This window comes from Syntrophomonas wolfei subsp. methylbutyratica, from assembly GCF_001570625.1.
Lineage (GTDB): Bacteria > Bacillota > Syntrophomonadia > Syntrophomonadales > Syntrophomonadaceae > Syntrophomonas > Syntrophomonas methylbutyratica.
The window spans coordinates 59,450-76,467 of sequence record NZ_BBQT01000005.1; the positions used below are offsets into that span (position 1 = coordinate 59,450).

General features: G+C 41.9%; 19 protein-coding genes. 14 read left to right on the forward strand and 5 right to left on the reverse strand.

The annotated features are described in order from the left end of the window. Nucleotides 1–19: 19 nt before the first annotated feature. From AWB54_RS05770 to AWB54_RS05790, 5 genes are all read right to left on the reverse strand, one after another. A complete protein-coding gene (locus AWB54_RS05770; RefSeq protein ID WP_061213665.1) occupies nucleotides 20–1,642 on the reverse strand; it encodes a 5-methylcytosine restriction system specificity protein McrC in 1,623 nt (540 codons plus the stop codon). Then, complete coding sequence (locus AWB54_RS05775; protein WP_061213666.1) at nucleotides 1,639–3,420, reverse strand: AAA family ATPase; 1,782 nt, start codon at nucleotides 3,418–3,420, stop codon at nucleotides 1,639–1,641. The genes AWB54_RS05770 and AWB54_RS05775 overlap by 4 nt, the downstream gene beginning before the upstream one ends. A 24-nt stretch (nucleotides 3,421–3,444) precedes the next feature. Next, complete coding sequence (locus AWB54_RS05780) at nucleotides 3,445–5,073, reverse strand: AAA family ATPase (RefSeq protein WP_061213667.1); 1,629 nt, start codon at nucleotides 5,071–5,073, stop codon at nucleotides 3,445–3,447. A 151-nt stretch (nucleotides 5,074–5,224) separates the two neighbouring features. Next, nucleotides 5,225–5,524 (reverse strand): nucleotide pyrophosphohydrolase, encoded by a 300-nt coding sequence (locus tag AWB54_RS05785; RefSeq protein WP_061213668.1) that lies wholly within the window; start codon nucleotides 5,522–5,524, stop codon nucleotides 5,225–5,227. Between the two features lie 25 nt (nucleotides 5,525–5,549). Next, nucleotides 5,550–6,647: a helix-turn-helix transcriptional regulator gene (locus AWB54_RS05790; RefSeq protein WP_061213669.1), complete on the reverse strand. Its 1,098-nt coding sequence runs from the start codon at nucleotides 6,645–6,647 to the stop codon at nucleotides 5,550–5,552. A 280-nt stretch (nucleotides 6,648–6,927) separates the two neighbouring features. Between AWB54_RS05790 and AWB54_RS05795 the strand changes: the two genes are divergently transcribed. The 14 genes from AWB54_RS05795 (at nucleotide 6,928) to AWB54_RS05855 (ending at nucleotide 16,956) form a co-directional block, all read left to right on the forward strand. Beyond that, a complete protein-coding gene (locus AWB54_RS05795) occupies nucleotides 6,928–8,520 on the forward strand; it encodes an AAA family ATPase (protein ID WP_061213670.1) in 1,593 nt (530 codons plus the stop codon). 57 nt (nucleotides 8,521–8,577) lie between these two features. Further along, a complete protein-coding gene (locus AWB54_RS05800) occupies nucleotides 8,578–9,207 on the forward strand; it encodes a hypothetical protein (RefSeq protein WP_061213671.1) in 630 nt (209 codons plus the stop codon). A 52-nt stretch (nucleotides 9,208–9,259) separates the two neighbouring features. Continuing rightward, nucleotides 9,260–10,285, forward strand: coding sequence for a hypothetical protein (locus tag AWB54_RS05805; RefSeq protein WP_061213672.1), 1,026 nt, complete (start codon nucleotides 9,260–9,262; stop codon nucleotides 10,283–10,285). Between the two features lie 140 nt (nucleotides 10,286–10,425). Next, entirely contained in the window at nucleotides 10,426–11,133 is a 708-nt protein-coding gene (locus AWB54_RS05810) for a metallophosphoesterase (protein WP_235811104.1), read from the forward strand. A gap of 316 nt (nucleotides 11,134–11,449) precedes the next feature. Then, complete coding sequence (locus AWB54_RS05815) at nucleotides 11,450–12,019, forward strand: metallophosphoesterase family protein (RefSeq protein WP_174520058.1); 570 nt, start codon at nucleotides 11,450–11,452, stop codon at nucleotides 12,017–12,019. 51 nt (nucleotides 12,020–12,070) lie between these two features. Further along, the gene (locus AWB54_RS05820; RefSeq protein ID WP_061213673.1) at nucleotides 12,071–12,760 is read left to right on the forward strand and encodes a metallophosphoesterase family protein; all 690 of its coding nucleotides are present in this window, start codon (nucleotides 12,071–12,073) and stop codon (nucleotides 12,758–12,760) included. 38 nt (nucleotides 12,761–12,798) lie between these two features. Then, nucleotides 12,799–12,981 carry a hypothetical protein gene (locus AWB54_RS05825; protein WP_061213674.1) on the forward strand — a complete coding sequence of 61 codons (183 nt, stop codon included), beginning with the start codon at nucleotides 12,799–12,801 and terminating at the stop codon, nucleotides 12,979–12,981. Further along, nucleotides 12,968–13,177 (forward strand): TIGR02452 family protein, encoded by a 210-nt coding sequence (locus AWB54_RS05830; protein ID WP_061213675.1) that lies wholly within the window; start codon nucleotides 12,968–12,970, stop codon nucleotides 13,175–13,177. The genes AWB54_RS05825 and AWB54_RS05830 overlap by 14 nt, the downstream gene beginning before the upstream one ends. A gap of 88 nt (nucleotides 13,178–13,265) precedes the next feature. Continuing rightward, nucleotides 13,266–13,934 carry a metallophosphoesterase family protein gene (locus AWB54_RS05835; protein WP_061213676.1) on the forward strand — a complete coding sequence of 223 codons (669 nt, stop codon included), beginning with the start codon at nucleotides 13,266–13,268 and terminating at the stop codon, nucleotides 13,932–13,934. A 324-nt stretch (nucleotides 13,935–14,258) separates the two neighbouring features. Further along, nucleotides 14,259–15,245, forward strand: a complete 987-nt coding sequence (locus tag AWB54_RS05840; RefSeq protein ID WP_235811105.1) for an ATP phosphoribosyltransferase regulatory subunit — start codon at nucleotides 14,259–14,261, stop codon at nucleotides 15,243–15,245. A gap of 11 nt (nucleotides 15,246–15,256) precedes the next feature. Beyond that, complete coding sequence (locus AWB54_RS16250; RefSeq protein WP_368664463.1) at nucleotides 15,257–15,592, forward strand: His/Gly/Thr/Pro-type tRNA ligase C-terminal domain-containing protein; 336 nt, start codon at nucleotides 15,257–15,259, stop codon at nucleotides 15,590–15,592. Between the two features lie 341 nt (nucleotides 15,593–15,933). Continuing rightward, the gene (locus AWB54_RS05845) at nucleotides 15,934–16,155 is read left to right on the forward strand and encodes a hypothetical protein (protein ID WP_061213677.1); all 222 of its coding nucleotides are present in this window, start codon (nucleotides 15,934–15,936) and stop codon (nucleotides 16,153–16,155) included. A gap of 410 nt (nucleotides 16,156–16,565) precedes the next feature. Continuing rightward, entirely contained in the window at nucleotides 16,566–16,769 is a 204-nt protein-coding gene (locus AWB54_RS05850) for a hypothetical protein (protein ID WP_061213678.1), read from the forward strand. Then, on the forward strand, nucleotides 16,741–16,956 hold the full coding sequence (locus AWB54_RS05855; RefSeq protein WP_061213679.1) for a type II toxin-antitoxin system RelE family toxin: 216 nt from the start codon (nucleotides 16,741–16,743) through the stop codon (nucleotides 16,954–16,956). The genes AWB54_RS05850 and AWB54_RS05855 overlap by 29 nt, the downstream gene beginning before the upstream one ends. The last annotated feature ends 62 nt before the right edge of the window (nucleotides 16,957–17,018 follow it).

Below are 17,018 nucleotides of genomic sequence, written 5' to 3' on the forward strand. Positions count from 1 at the left end.
ATATTTCTGCTAGTGATCCCTACCGTAAGATGTTTTCACATATTGCAGCTTTGATTGTACAATAATGCCAATTCTTCTTATCTTCATTCATGGGAAGGCGTATAATAACCAACTTGTCCTTCTTGAGTTTGTTATTAATTATAAAAGGTTCCAAGCATTTGTTTTTAGAGCAAGTTTCCGAGCATTTGTTTCCAGAACACGGATACACCATCCCCATGACGCAGGCGTCAAACTTCTTGCCGTAAGCCAGTATTTGATGGGTATCTGCCCGGGCATTATAATTATTTGATTCAGTATTTTTATACTTGACATCAATAACAATATTTTTGTTATCGTTGTCTTTGTTATCGTCGTCTCTCCTTATCCAAATATCGGGGATAAGAAAGGGGGAAAGAAGCCCCTTCTGTGGTTTTTTCCCTTTAAATGTCTGTAGTTCATCTTTATTTGGATTTTTTTCGTCTTTTTTCATCTGTTCAAAGCTAATATACGGATGGAGTTCAGCATTCAATTTCTTCTCTTTTATCGCCTTGCGAAACAGTGAGCGGACATAGAACTCAAAAAGCATATTCATGTTTATGTAGTAAGGAGGAATTGCTTCCCTGCTCTTACTCTCAGTATCTTGGAGTATCAGGCTGACTCCCTTAAGAACCCTTTCGGCATGCTTGATGGGCGATTTATAATGCTTGAATACCCCGTTAAACTTCAAACCTATAAAATCTTGCCTGCCGATCTCACATAATGCCACCGGAGCAAGAATGGAAGCACAATAATGATACCATTCAACCGCCCGTTCAAGCGTCAAGCCCCTTGAATCAAGATATCGCATGGATTTTTCCATGGCTGCTTTAAGAATCCGGTTTTCCCTGCAATCCATACTGAACTTCTGGTACTGGCAATAAACCCGGTCTTCCCGTCCCTGAACAATATTGCGCCTGATATGCTGGTTGATTAATATCTTACCCTTTACCCGACCCAGCAGATTCTCCTGTATGGTAATCGGCTGATAGCGAATGGTTTTGCGGCAAAGATCATAAAGGCTTCGCAGGAATAAAACGATCTGAAAAAAGAGAAAGTCCTCTGATTGTTTTGAATCCAGCGGAATAAGGGGGTCTGTTTCAAAAACCTCAAACAACTTGTTTTGCGGAGTATTATTGCTTTCTTTTTTATTATTACGATTATTATCATTATCCTCATCCTGCTCTGTTTTTTCCCGGGCCTCATCATACAGGTGAAACTCATCATCATCCAAAACGGTCTCCAGCATACGGGCGATTATCTTGCTATCACCAAAACGAGGGCCTACTATCAATGGCAGGTACTGCTCATTGTGTTTTATATATTTATTATCTTTGTCTCTTAACCATTGGGCACCCACATAGCCCGCAGCCCACAGTTTTCCCTTTTCCCCCCAGTAATAATTCTCCCACAAGCCGAGGTTTTTATCAGCATGCCAGTTGTTCCAGTTCGAGCAGTAAATCTCAATTCCGTCACCTAATAAATCGTTCAGTTCTTTCCTTGTCAATCCCTTAGACTTAGATTTCTCCTCATCATTGTTCGATAGCGGAAAAGACGCTAAATTAAATTCACTCCAATCACTTAACCCTTCTTTTTCCATAACTTCTTTTCCCTGTTTTTCGCTCATTTTATTTGGCTCCATGTACTTTCAATCTCACTCTTTATTTCCGTGAAAGAATTAGAAAGCTTAATTCCTGTACTATTAAACTTAAGAGTTGTATTATTCTTTAGAATGCCGTCTTTCAGGTATTCCTTGAGAACGGGTATGACCTGATAGATGAATTTGTGTTTCAATTCAGCATCATCTTTGGCCAGGAAATAGGTATGGCCTATCTGCACATCTTCGGCGTAGAATTCCGGATCCAAGTAGGATTCTTCCGGGTTATGTTTTTCCGGGTTAAATATTTTTTCTACGGAATTGAAAAGGGCCAGCGCTTTATTTGCCAATTCTTCTATCTTCTCTATCTTCTCTATCTTCTTATTATCCTGCTGGCTATTAGTACTAGATAAGTCGTCTTTAATCTTATCATAGAATTCCTTTATAATTGTCTTATCTGGGGGTAAGTTGATAAAGGCAAAGCGACGGCGCACCGCATAGTCGATGGAACCGATGGAGCGGTCGGCGGTGTTCATGGTGCCGATAATGAAGAGGTTAGGAGGGATCTCCAGCTTGTTGGAACTATCTATAATGTAGGGAGTAGCCACCTCCTCCCCCCGGTACTCCAGGGCATAAATCAGCTCTCCCAGGACACTTGCCAGCGGGGCGCGGTTTATTTCGTCGATGATGAGGACATAAAGCGGGATGCAGGTCTTGCATTCCTTATATTTTTCACTAAATTTATTAATCAGCTTAGCTATCGTTATCGTTTCTTCCGCACCGTTGTCAGCTATTGTTTCTTCCGCACCGTTGTTTTCTGTAATTTTTTTTAGAGCTTCCTTTAGAGCTTCCTTAGTATTTTCAAATTGTTTATCTATATAATCTTTCACACTATTATAGTGTTCTCTGAATGTATCTTTTTTTACAAGATCATTAGACGAATTAATACTCAGCATCTGGTTAATATAATCCACCGCTTCGTTCAGTTTTGCATTGCCATTATCTGGGCTTTCCTGAACATCTTCCGCCTGTTTTTTTAGTTCTTCCATCTTTTGATAACTCGCAATTTTATTTCGCAATTCCTCCAAAAGCGAGGGTAGTTTTCTGCCATTACCATCATCATTTTGGTTAATTTTATCTTTCCATTTGCATACAGTCTTACAATCAGCAACCAATAAGTTTGCCAATCTCGAACAACAGCTGTCAATAGGCTTCTTTTGCTGTTGTAAAAGAACTAATCCCATTATTATAAGGAAAAAGTCGGCCATTAACTCATTACAACTCCGATGTTGTTTTTCCCGTTGTTTCTGGTTCTGTTCCTGTTTAACTTTATCATTGTCCTCCGTCCCGGCATATAATTTCTCCTTGGCTTCCTTTGCCATCTCGCCCAGGATTTTATCATCTGTTTTATAGCTGATTCCTGATGTATTACCTGTTATGGTTCCTTGTTTATTGTTATAATTGAGTTCATAAGAAACTTGGCCGCCGGGTTTTACGACAATCCCGCGCACAAAATCCTCATAGTTGTACGAAGGGTGGAACTGCACTATATCCCAGCAGACCGGTGATTCATTTTCACTTTGATTTTTATCTTTCTCTGTTCTTTGAAACCTTGCATTATCCGTCTTCGTCTTCAAATCGTCAATGCTTTTGGAGTAAACATCCAGTCCCATTAGCCAGGCTACGATGCGTTTGGCGGAGTAGGTCTTACTGGTCCCTGGGGGTCCTGTCAGTATGATTTGCCGCGACCAACCGCGCAGGAGCATTTCGGCTGCTTCCAGTTCTTTTGCCAGCAGAGTATTTGCCATCTCTTCTTCTCTCCCTTAATTATTTTATTTTATTTCCTTAAGTTTATCTTCCCATTTTGAAGGATCTGTTACCCGCATCAGGTTCAGCTTCTCCTCCACCTTATTACTACGGCGCAGGAGGCCGTCCTTCATATATTCCAACAACAGCGGCAGCAACTGGTACTTCATCTTAAAATACAGTTCTTCGCTATCAGCCCTGAAATAGGCAGGACCGGGCATGATATCATCCTTCTTCACCCAAGCAGGCAGGGTTTTATCCGTAAAAAAATGATCTTCGATTAAATTATAAAGATCTCTACCGTTTTTATCTTTTTTACCTTTGTTATCTGTAGGCATAGGCAGGTCGTCTGCCCGCGAAGGACAGGGGAAGAAAGCAAAGCGGCGGCGTACGGCGTAGTCGATGGAACCGATGGTGCGGTCGGCAGTGTTCATGGTGCCGATGATATAGAGGTTGTCAGGTATCATGAAATCATAATCCCCGTCAATGGCATAGGGGCTTTTTATGCTTTCCCCCCGGTACTCCAGGCCGTAGATAAGTTCTCCCAGGACGGCAGCCAGGGGGGCGCGGTTAATCTCGTCGATGATGAGGATATAGGGCGGAGCCTGTTTGCGGATATTTTTCGGTATTTTCTGATATTCTTTTATCAATTCACTCAGCTTGCAGTTATATATTTCTTTCGAATTATTGTCAGTACATTTCAACCATGCAAAGCAATCCTCTACATATACATCGAAATCTATATCTATATACATAAACTGCTGCAGATAATCATAAAGCAATCTGCTAATTCTGAACAATGATAATGTCTCCGCCATCGCTGCCTTGGCCATGGATGCCAGGATTTTTTCCTGAGTCTGGTATTGCGCGTTGCCGCCTGAAGTATCCACCATTATCCCCCGCACCAGGTCTTCGTTCTGGTAGGCGGGGTGGAACTGGATGATGTCCCAGTTACCCTTTGCACTGCCGTTATCATAAGAGAATCGTTTACCTGCAAGATATTTTTTTACTTCGTCGTTATCGGGGGTATTCTCTTCTATATCCATCCCCATCAATTTGGCTGCAAGCCGCTTTGCCAGACGGGTTTTTCCCGTACCAGGAGGACCTGAAAGGATAAGGGTTCTGGATGAAAGCAATGCCTTAAACGCATCCTTTAAAACATTTCTCGGGGGTTCGCCCCAGTAATATGAGTTTTCTTTTTTCCCTTTGTACAGGACATATTTGCCGGCAGCCATATTATCCAGTACCGTTTGAGCCGCATCTTTAAAATCATTAAGCTTATTAGAATCTATATTAAATATATATGTATTGTTATTGGGGTTTATTGCGAATCCTTTTTTTTTAACTTCGTTCAATAACGCATCATAAAGGCTGCTGTATTTCGTTATTTTATCATTATGTTCTTTGACTTCGAGTGCATTTTTATTTACTTTAATATGGCAAAGCCGATGAAGTGCATCTGTGCCTTCACTATTGTTGTATATATGAAAACTATCCCCTTTGGAGTTTTTACTTCTCTTTTGCCTAGCTTTTAATTTAAACAAAACATTACCGTTTTTATATTTAATATCAGCTTCATTATTAATTAATTCCTTATTAATTAATTCCTTTTGGATTTCACTTTCATTAATACTATCTTTTCTAAGATAACTCATAAAAATAAATGCTCCTTGTCTCAAACATTGTTGCTAACTCTTAAACATTTACAAGCTTCTCCGGCACTTTCCCTAAATAAACAGCCCATGTGCTCTAAGGATACAGGGTCAATCCTTGTGCATAAATATCCTGTGTCGCGGTATTCCTGTCTCACTTGCCATGCTGCTGCCGGCTCCACCACTTTGTGACGGTGGTTTCCAATTGGCTGTTGAGATCAACATCCAGTTGATTGGCCAGGCAAATGAGGGTGAACAGGACATCGCCCATTTCCTCAGCGATATAGTCCTGCTCTTCAGTACGCTTTTTCTTGATGCCGTGTTTATGGTTGATCTCGCGGGCCAGTTCGCCAACTTCCTCGCTTAATGCGGCCAGGCAAACCAGGGGCTGGTAATAACCCGCTGTTTCTCTCATGTATTCATCTATCTTCTTCTGCCAATCATTTAAACCCATCTGTGTCCTCCGTTATTAACTCGTTCTATTCCTCGTAAACCGCCGCCATGCCTTGAATCGTATCCTTCAGCATCTGCCGCAGATGGTCCGGTTCCAGGACTTCGACCCTTGTTCCCCATTGCAGAATCCAGCTCTGGAGTTCGAGCATGCCGCTGACCTCGAATTCCAGGATAAGCGCTCCGTTTTCCAGAGTATCGATCAATTTCTGGGAGGGGTGATAGCAAAGCCGGCTTACCCGCGCCGCCACATCCGGGGAGAACTTCAGGCGCACCCTGCCGGGTTGTTCGTTTGCATCCGTAAGTATGCCCCACTTGCCATCCATATAGCTGTCCAGCGAGAAATCTTTCGGGTAAGCAAATTTATTTGCTTCAACGCGCAGCGATTGGATTTGCTCCACCCGCAAGACCCTAATCGGCTTGTCATCAGCATCAGTATTTAGAGCGGCGACCAAATACCATACATTGCGCTTGAAAACCAGGCCCAGCGGGTTCAAAAGATGCTCATTGGTCTGGTTGCGGTTATTAACATATACTGCCTTGATTTGATAGGATTCGATAACTGCTCTTAACAGGTTTTCCATTGATAAATGGAAATCGCCTGGCGACATCAAGGTGTTTCCGGTTACATAAACCCGCTTCCGAATAATATCTGGCAGTTGGGGTTTATTTTTAAATATGTTGCCCATATCATCTTTGGTCTTTTCTGCTGCATTGTCCAGAACCGTATTCTTATAAAGCAGCAGGGTAGAATATAGAAGTGCGGCATTGTCCTTGTTAATCTTGGGAAAAGGTTCTTCGTTCAGGGAATAATATTTTCCGTTTTTATTAATCTGTATGCCTGAAAAACTGAGAGTGTTTAAATCTCTGCGAATGGACTTTTTTAGGCTCTCCAGATTATCAACCTGCAAACCAATGTCAATATCCGTTGTATTTTTATATATATCTATTATCTCCTGCATGGTTAAACCGCCTACAAATATGCGGCGGTGCAATTGCTTATATAGAAAGATCACTCGCTCTACCCTGGGATTGGATTTTTTATCATGGGAGTTTTCCTTGGAGTTTTCCTTGAGATGTTGTGATGAATTGCTGCTCTTTTCCGCTTGGTTTCTTTTCTTGCCCATTTGCGCCCTCCATCAAAAGCTCTATCTATTTTCATTTGATTGTTCAATTTGAGAATTATGCATTACATACTACCATTTTAGCACTTATTGAACAAGATTGGTATTATTTGTAGTAAAATTTTGCATGATGGCAGAACAGGAACTAAAATACCGGTAATACCTCTTACTATTCTCTAATTGACGAAATATTTTCTGCGATTTCCAGCGACCGGACATACAGTTGTCCGAGCCCGGTGGTTTCATAATAGTATACCAAATTCATCACTGGGAAGGGGTTGCTATGATAGAGATGGAATTTGACAAACTTCTGGTAAGGCTCTCGCTTTTTGACCTGATCAACCTGGAACAGGTGCTTGGCAGCCTGGCTGAGCAATACCAGGCCAGACTCCTGGTCTCCGGAGATAAGGCAAGCTGGGCTTACCGCTTGCAGCAGGAGTTCACCATACCCAATGAGATGGATATGGAATTCCTGTGGGAAACACCGGATCAGGTTGAGCACCGGATAGGACTGTGCCTGAAGCAATGCCGGGCGGATGAGGCCCGAGTTTACAATGCCTCACACCGCTTGGTGTTTTCCTGTGCATCAAGGGACTGGGCTATGGTCAAATCCTTAATCACTGATCTGGAGACATTGTTGAAGCAAATGTTGCCGACCCGCTTCCTCTCTATGGAGCATTTTTTGAACTATATAGGCGGCTACTCCAGGATTTCATTGTACGAGCTATCGCTCATCCTGCTCAAGCCAGCTATGGCTGTGATAGATCAGGTATTTGAATCCTGTCCTAACCGGGGCACGATAAGTTTTCTTAACAATCGTGAAGAACGGGCAGAGAAGATAAAAACTGATAATGTTGACGGAAGCGTCACATATATCGAAGTCAATAGCTACCGGGTTTATGAAAAGGATAAGCGGCTGCTTGCGGTTGGCATAAGTATGGAACAGCATCACTGGGGAAAGTCTTATACCCTGGTGGTCTTCACCGGGGAAATCCCCTCGGATCAGATTAATAGCTTGTTTGGCAAGCCTTTTGAAGAACTTTTACAAGAGACAGCTAATCTGAAGGGAGGCAAGTTTACCGGCGACCAAAGGGTTATTAAGCTTATCAAACCGCTGGGGCTTAATGATTTGGTGCTGGATGATGAGGTCGAACATAAAATAGAGAATGATTTGTTAAGCTTCTTTTCGATGGAACCCTTGTACCGGCAGGCCAACCTGCCCTTCAAGCGGGGTATAGTATTGCATGGCCCTCCAGGGACGGGTAAAACCAGCCTGGTAAAAGTTATGGTCAGTACCATGCAACAGACTATCATATGGGTTAAAACCGGGGATATCAGCTGCGTCGAGCAGATTACCCAGATATTTCGCCTGGCCCGCCTGGGTAAACCATCGGTGATTATTTTCGAAGATGTGGATTTCTTCCTCTCTGACCGGGACAGATATTATGATACTACCAAAGCGGTGGCAAATCTGATGGCTGAATTGGATGGCTTGGAAGAAAATGATGGAATCATGGTGGTTATGACGACTAATCGCCTCGATGTTCTGGAAAAAGCCATTGTAGAAAGACCGGGGCGGATTGATGAGCGGATACTTATAGGCAAACTGTGCCGCGATAAGGTCATAGAGCTTTTAGAGAGAAAACTGAAATATTTTCATTGGAAAGATTTCTCCAGGCTATCGAAGGTTCTTCCCGAAAATCTGGTTTTAACCGGCGCTATGACCTGTGAGCTGGCTACCTTGATCATCAAATATGCCTTAAAAGAAAGTAAATCCAGCCAAATTGAGATATACAGCAATCATATTGGTCAAGCCTTAAGAGACCTGGAAGAAGTGGAACAAATGCAAATGCGCCGGGCAGGGTTTGCGGTTTAGAGTAAAAGACGAAAGTTATCCGGGTACTTCAAAAAATAAACTGAAGGGGATGTTGAGTTGAAACTAATAGACAATGAGGAAAGGTTATGTATCCCACTCTATCACGGCACCTCAACCTGTATGCTGGAATCGATTAAAGAGTACGGTTTGGGAGGAAGGAATATAATTGAAGAATATAAGGTACTTGATTTTTTGGAATATACTTACAATTTAGCCCGTAGTGGAAACTACATATCGGAACCTGATTACTTGATTAAATTGATATTAAATCAAAGGGTAACTGAGGCCGGTTATAATTTCCGTCATGGGCAGGTATATCTGACTCCTTCGCTAGATACTGCCAAAAGATATAAAAAAAACTTATATGGTTCGGAAATCATATCTCATCTTGTTGACTTATTCACTAAGTATCCAAATAATAATAACGATGATGTTTTTAACGACAACCATCCACTGTTTCACTTTCTTCGAGAAACACCTGAACCACGCCCACTGGTCTTGAAGATTCCACAACTACATATTTCAGCATTATTAGAAGGAGAAAATGGACAGCCAGTATTAGAAGTATTAGATAAATTAAGGAAAGCCATGTATTGTTCCGAACTGGCGTTTGAAATATTTTCTCAGCAGAACAATTTTGTATTAGGACAGGTTATTCCTTTCGATAAACTTGAAATCGTATCTTAGAAGTTTTAGTTCCCTGTTTAACCTCAAAAATTAAGTTTAAGGACTAGAAAGGATGATAGAAATTAAAGAAAAATATAAAAATTACGGGTTTATTGTGCTATTAATAATATTATTAATTATTGTCTATATAACATCACTGGAATCCTTGAAAAAATCAAGTATTGATCCCCAAACAAATGATTCCTCTAAAGCAAATAGTCAAGAATTGGATCAACATAGAATTAATATTCCTCAAGCAAATCCAGCCCAGTTTATACCAGAGAATAGTGAAGTAATTTCTAATGCCTCAATATACTTAACAGGATCATTAAATCCCGAGCGTATAATTATTCACAGTATCCCGGATGAATTATTTAAGGTTGGTATTATTGTCTTATCTTTCGATCAGAAAACACATTCTTGGAAATCATTATACCAGGAAACAACTGATGGGGAGTTTACTTCTCTTGAACAAGTTGCAAAACTACTTGGGGATAAGCGTGAACAAGGTGTAGTGGTTGGTCATGGAGGACCCCGAGGAAGATTATTTGGTTTTGTGATTGTTGGCGAAAACAATGGCAAAATACGAACAGTTGATATAGTCTCCGAAGATCCGGTTGATTGGGCTGGCGGTATTTTAAGTATTGAAGGTAATCAAATTGTGGTTGAAACACTAATGAACAAAACTTATTTAAAGTTAAGTAGTACAGGGTTTAATAGAAAGCTCGTCAACAAAGATCTTAGAAATAATCCGGATATTAATACAGCCAAAAAAGATGACATAATTATTAAATACACAATTGATTCCCATGGACGCATTAATGGTAACCCGGGCAATGAAGAATATATAATTCTTACTGAAGGCCAACGTGTTTTTATGGTCAGAGAGGACTTATCAAGAGTAATTGATGATCTGTTCTGTGATAGTCAAATTCTTAGTCAAGATAATAAGGTTTTTACAGCAAAAAAGGCAGGACATGCATCAATAAGTATTCAAACTCGAAGAACTGATGAGTTGGGAGATGAGCCTGACTCCTATGATTATTTTTTTATTGTAAAAAACGCCGTTCAGTCTTACAGTGGATATGCTACAACTTGAGGATACCATTCCTCCTAACAGCCAATATCCTAGCCTTTTAAATAGCTACTATGGCTAAATCCGACTACCCAAGGCCTGCCAGAGCGGGCCAGGGATAGGGGTTTAGGGGCGGTAAACGAAAGAAGAAGGCAGTTGGCAATATGCTGGGTAAAGAGAGGGATGGCAATATGTTGTATGTCACCGGTGATACCCATGGTGAATTGGATATTAGAAAACTGAATACTACTAATTTCCCGGAACAATATAGCATGACCAAGGAAGACTATGTAGCAATAATGGGGGATTTTGGGCTGGTTTGGAATGACGGCAAAGAGGATTTGTACTGGAGAAAGTGGCTCGCAGACCGCAATTTTACCACCTTATTCATAGATGGCAACCATGAAAACTTTGATTTGTTAAAACGGCATGAGGTGGTGGAATGGCACGGCGGTAAGGTACAGTTCATAAATGACAGTATTATTCATCTAATGAGGGGTCAAGTTTATGAGATAGATGGGAAAACAATATTTACCATGGGGGGCGGCACTTCCATAGATAAAGAATTCAGGAAGCCCGGCAAAAGCTGGTGGCCGGATGAGTTGCCTACCTATGAGGAATATGAGGAAGCCTTAAGGAACCTGGACCAACATAATTGGAAGGTTGATTACGTTTTTACCCATACCATTTCTAATAATATTATGAAGTTTATGCGCTACGAAAAAGAAGAATCGGAATTAAACACTTTCTTTGACCTGATCGAGGAAGAGCTTACATTCAGGCACTGGTACTTTGGTCATTTTCATGCAGATGAACAGGTAAAAGACAATTACCGGCTGTTGTATATTGATGTGATACCGGTACAGCCATAAAACCGCTACCGGATTATTAGTGCCAGCTATTGTTAAAACCTATCTGAAGCCTGCCCCCGAATAATCTTCCCGCAATTCGTTTTAGCAATTCATTGTTATCACCTTGAATAGCTTTCTAAGAGGCCCGGACAACGGCCCTATTGGTTTTAGATAGTTCCTCGGTGAGAGCTGCTCAGCAGTATTTGGGAGAAACATCCGGAGAGTTCCCGGATGTTTCTCCCGAACTGTTAAGGAGTTTTGCTATAAAGCGAAGGAGAAATAGAATAACAGGGGATGCGTGGTAACAGGCATTCCTGTATATAAGGAGATTTTATTTATGGCTGTTTACTATATAGCAGATCCTCACTTTGGTCACAACGCTATTATAAGGCTAAACAACCGGCCGTTTGAGGCGGTGGAAGAAATGGATAATACTATGCTGTCCAACTGGCGCAGCATTGTCAGACCAGATGACGAGGTTTATATAGTGGGAGATTTAATCTTTCGGGCTAAAAATCCGCCGGAACACTACTTGGATAGACTAACCGGCAAAAAGCATTTAATTCTGGGTAATCATGATAAATGGTCGAAACACGTAGAACTGGATAAATACTTTGAAAGTGTGAGCCAGATTAAGGAGATAACTGACGCTGGCAGACACATAGTATTATGCCATTTTCCCATGGTAGAGTGGCCCCGTTCTCACCATAACAGTGTGCTGGTGTTCGGCCATATCCATAATCGGACTGCGGGCGACGGGTTTAATTATTACTTAAAACACGAAAACATGCTAAATGCAGGTGTAGACATTAACCATTATTGCCCGGTAACCTATCACCAACTGGTAGCAAACAATGAGTATTTTCGGGAGATTAATAAGCAGGACTCCCATGGGAATGGTGAATAAGGTTTTTGGCAGCAGCCGGTTTTAAACAAGGGGGAAGGGAGAAAAAAGACGATGGGCCAGGCAATTTGCATTATGGGCGATGTAGAAGGTGACTGGAAAACCATGATGGAGATAATCAATGAAGACCAACCGGATATGGTTTTACAGGTGGGGGATTTCGGTTACTGGCCGGATAGGCCGGAATATAAATACTCCCGGCAAATGTGCAAGAACCAGGTACCGCTTTATTTTTGTGACGGTAATCATGAAGACCATAAAAACCTGCGCAAACTTTGCAAACAGCACGGTTCATCCGCTCCCATAGCAGTAGGCCCCAATATATTTTACATGCCGCGGGGCAGTATCTTAACTTTGCCGGACGGTCGTAAGGTCTTATTCATAGGCGGGGCCGAGTCAGTTGATAAAAGACAACGTACAGCAGGATATGATTGGTTCCAGCAGGAACTGATTCTTCCCGAGGATTTATCAAATCTTCCCAGCGAAGATACGAAGGTGGATATAGTAATATCCCATAGCTGCCCCCTGGAGTTTCAGATTGTACCTGATATATATGCCGGTATATTTGCCAGTGACCCCTGCCGGGCCATGCTTTCTCAGGTTTTACACAAATTCCAGCCCGAGCTATGGTATTTTGGTCATTTCCACCATTTAAATGGGGGAAGATATAAGAATTGTGCCTGGAGCTGCCGGCCCCGCATAGGTGATGGCCCGGTCACCTACTTACCCCGGGGAAAAAAATAATGTAAAAACGCAGATGTACAAAAAAGGAGGCAGCAAGTTTGAAAGAAATCTTTCATGACGTTTTGTGCCTCAAGAAAGGAATGGACATATTTATGAATAAACAGTCACCAAGAATTAAAAGAGCGGAGATGGCCAAAGAAACATTAAACATTTTACAGGCCTGGGGCTATAAGAACAGAAGAGGCCTGCAGGTTGATTTAAAGGAAGATGAAAAAACATGATGCACTTGTTTTGGGGGCCTATGGCTGCGGAGTATTTGGCAATGATCCCCATGATGTAGCCGAATACTTCGCCGGACACCTTTTGGCGGGAGGTTTATTCTACAATACCTTTGCCCGCGTGGTCTTTGCTGTTTTTGATAAGTCCAGTAGCAAATCGAACTTTAATGCCTTTAAGACCCGCTTTCAGAATGCATAGTAGAACCCTTGAAGCTGCTCCATTTAAGCAAACTGTTAGGCCCACAATAGGAAAAGAGGTTAGCGATACCTGGATTGGGGGAAAGGTTATGAAAATATTTGCTACGTCAGACATTCACGGCAATAAGATTATTATGCAGAAGATGGAATCGATTATACAAAAGCATCAATTGGATGCGGTGATAATCTGCGGCGATGTTCTGGAAAACCCACATGTATCGGGGTTTGATGAGTACATTGAACATCAGAACCGTAATTACCAGGAATTCAAAGAATATGTTAATAGCCTAAACAGTCAGGTTTTATATATTCTGGGAAACGATGATTGGGTAGACGGAGATAAGACTGATAAATGTTATCTAAGCTCTCAACAAGGAGTATTTATACCGTTCGATTTTGTATCAGTTTCCCCTTTCTCTACTAACCGCGAGGTAAACATTAATAAGCAGAGGTATGAGCTAAGTAAAATCCAGGTGCAGCCAGATACTATTATAGTTGCCCATGATGTGCCTCATGGATGTTTGGACCAGATACATGGAGGTATGCGGGTAGGCAGTACAGCTATACGTCAATTCTTAAGAGACAAATGCCCGCCGATATGGTTCTGCGGCCATATCCACGAATCTTTTGGAGCTAAAAGAATGTATGATACCAGCGTATTCAACTGTGCTTGTAATCCGCGTATCAGCAAATTAAGAGGTTGGATTATTGATACGGAAAAGGATTACCGCCATACGGCTATCCGGATTGAGGTTTAAGACATAGCCTGGTTATGGCTTATTGATTGATAGAAACGAGCAAAAAAGGAAATGAACACGAGATTTGATTGTTCTGTACTGCTATCACTTATTCTTGATTTGGCACTCCTTTACTACTGACATCACTTATGCTAAATTATAAAAAAACCGAAAGGCTTAGCACTATGACTAACATTTTTATACATCTGCATCATCATACTTAGAGTTATGCTTGGGCTGATTATAGGCAGGGCGCAGGCATAGCTTGTGCCCTGTATTGGGATATATAGGGCTGCGAGGTATTATTCCTGGTAGCCCTTCTTATTTTTCTGGAGGTGTATTTTGATGGCAGAACAATTGAGGAACCCCCGGGGAACCCGGGATTATTACGGTAAGGAGCAGCAGCTGCGCCAATATATCCGCCAAACCCTGGAGAAAGTATTCGCAGAATATGTTTTCGAAGAAGCGGAAACCCCGGTCTTAAACTACTATGAAACCCTGGCGCAGAAATATGCCGGCGGCGCCGAGATACTAAAGGAAGTGTACCGGCTAAGTGACCAGGGGGGCCGGCAGTTAGCCTTGCGCTATGACCTTACGGTGCCTTTTGCCCGCCTGGTGGGGACCAATCCGCAACTATCTTCTTTTTACCGCCGCTATGAAATCGGCAAAGTATTTCGCGATGGCCCGGTGAAAACCGGGCGGTTGCGCGAATTCAACCAATGCGATGTAGATATGGTAGGGGTCAAGTCAATTTTGGCCGAGGCGGAATTGATGGCGATGGCAGTAGATATATTTCAGCGCCTGGATTTGGATGTTGTTATCAGCTACAATCATCGCCAACTGCTGGAGAATATCCTGAAAGGAGCTGGTATCCGGGCAGACCGCTATTCCGAGGTTATTTTAAGTTTAGATAAACTGGATAAAGCCGGACAGACAGCAGTTGCCAAAGAATTGAACCAGAAGGGTTTTGCTTATCCGCTGATAGAAAATATTTTTGCCCGGTTAAATCAGGTTGTATTAGACAGCAAGGAAGAAATAGTGGGGAGTGAGGAACTGCAGGAATTGCAAAACTACCTTAAGGCCCTGGGAATCAAGGAGAAAACACAATTTAACCCCGGTTTAGCTCGGGGATTGGATATTTATACCGGCACCGTTTTTGAAGTATTCCTTGAGAACAGCAGCATAACCTCCAGCATTGCCAGTGGGGGCAGGTATGATCGCATTATCGGCAATTTCCTGGGCGATGGGGCAGAATATCCTGCATTAGGCATGTCCTTCGGACTGGATGTAATTTTCCAGGCTTTGCAGGAACAGCAGGGCAGACCAATATAGATGTATTTATAATCCCGTTGGATACCGGGATGGAGGCCTTGAAACTGGCTCAAGCCCTGCGGAAAAAGCAAGTCCGGGTGCTGGTTGAGATGAAAGAACGCAGGCTGAAGAAATCTTTGGATTATGCCAATAAAAGTTTAATCCCTTTTGTTATCGTTTTGGGGAGCCAGGAGGTAGAAACTGGTATAATAAACTTAAAGAACATGTTAAGCGGGGCTGATGTTACTATATCCATCCAGGAACTGACCGGCGACCCACACTCCTTCCTGGTGTTCAGGAACGGGAACGAATCCTCTCATGCCCGGTGCCTGGTTATTTTCCCCGCAAAGATTCTTTTTTGGAACTAGAAAGACTAATTGGCCTGCGGGAAGTAAAAAGAACCCTGGCCGAAGTGGCGGCTTTTACCTTAATCCAAAACAGACGCTCAGAACTGCGGCTTAAATCAGACCCCACCGTTTTGCACATGGTTTTCAAGGGCAATCTATTTACTCCAAAACAATTATTTCGATGTCCGCATCACTCATCCTATGCTATAATTTGGCAAAATCGTCCATAAACATATTTATAATTTAATACAGCCAAAAAAGATGACATAATTATTAAATACACAATTGATTCCCATGGACGCATTAATGGTAACCCGGGTAATGAAGAATATATAATTCTTACTGAAGGCCAACGTGTTTTTATGGTCAGAGAGGACTTATCAAGAGTAATTGATGATCTGTTTTGTGATAGTCAAATTCTTAGTCAAGATAATAAGGTTTTTACAGCAAAAAAGGCAGGACATGCATCAATAAGTATTCAAACTCGAAGAACTGATGAGTTGGGAGATGAGCCTGACTCCTATGATTATTTTATTATTGTAAAAAACGCCGTTCAGTCTTACAGTGGATATGCTAAAACTTGAGGATACCATTCCTCCTAACAGCCAATATACTGGCCTTTTAAATTGCTACTATGGCTAAATCTGACTACCCAAGGCCTGCCAGAGCGGGCCAGGGATAGGGGTTTAGGGGCGGTAAACGAAAGAAGAAGGCAGTTTGCAATATGTTGGGTAAAGAGAGGAATAGCAATATGTTGTATGTCACCGGTGATACCCATGGTGAATTGGATATTAGAAAACTGAATACTATGTCAAGTCCACCGGTGCCACCAGTGGTATAAGACATCGTGCTTTTGGACGGTTTAGGCTGGCTGTAACAATCTGGTTTTAATATTATCCCGTTTCATCATTGTTTGTTTTTTGAAAATAATTAAGATAAAATTATGATAGCAGTCATAAAATAGGACTAAGACAACATGGAAGGAGAGGGTGGTATGACTACTTCCATAAAACAAATTGAAGAAATAATTCAGCGGCTACCGGTTGAGAAACTTGAAATCTTGCTTGAAATAGCAAGGGATATTGAAAATGAAGAGCTTTCACCAGAAGATATTGCAGATATTGAGGCAGGTAAGACAGAAATAGAACGCGGGGAATGGGTGAGCTTAGATGAGTTCTGCCAACAAAAACAATTATAAAGTCAAACTGTCCCGCAAAGCATCAACATATCTTTCCCGCGTCAATAGCCCCTTTGATCAAAGAATTATTAACGCCTTGCGTTTGCTGGCAATAAATCCGAAGAATGACAGCCAGGATATAATTCCATTGGAAGGCAGAGCAGGAGAGTATAGACTTCGTGTAGGTAAATACCGGTGCTTGGGCTGATTTTAGACAGGGCGCAGGCATAGCTTGTGCCCTGTATTGGGATATATAGGGCTGCGGGGTAT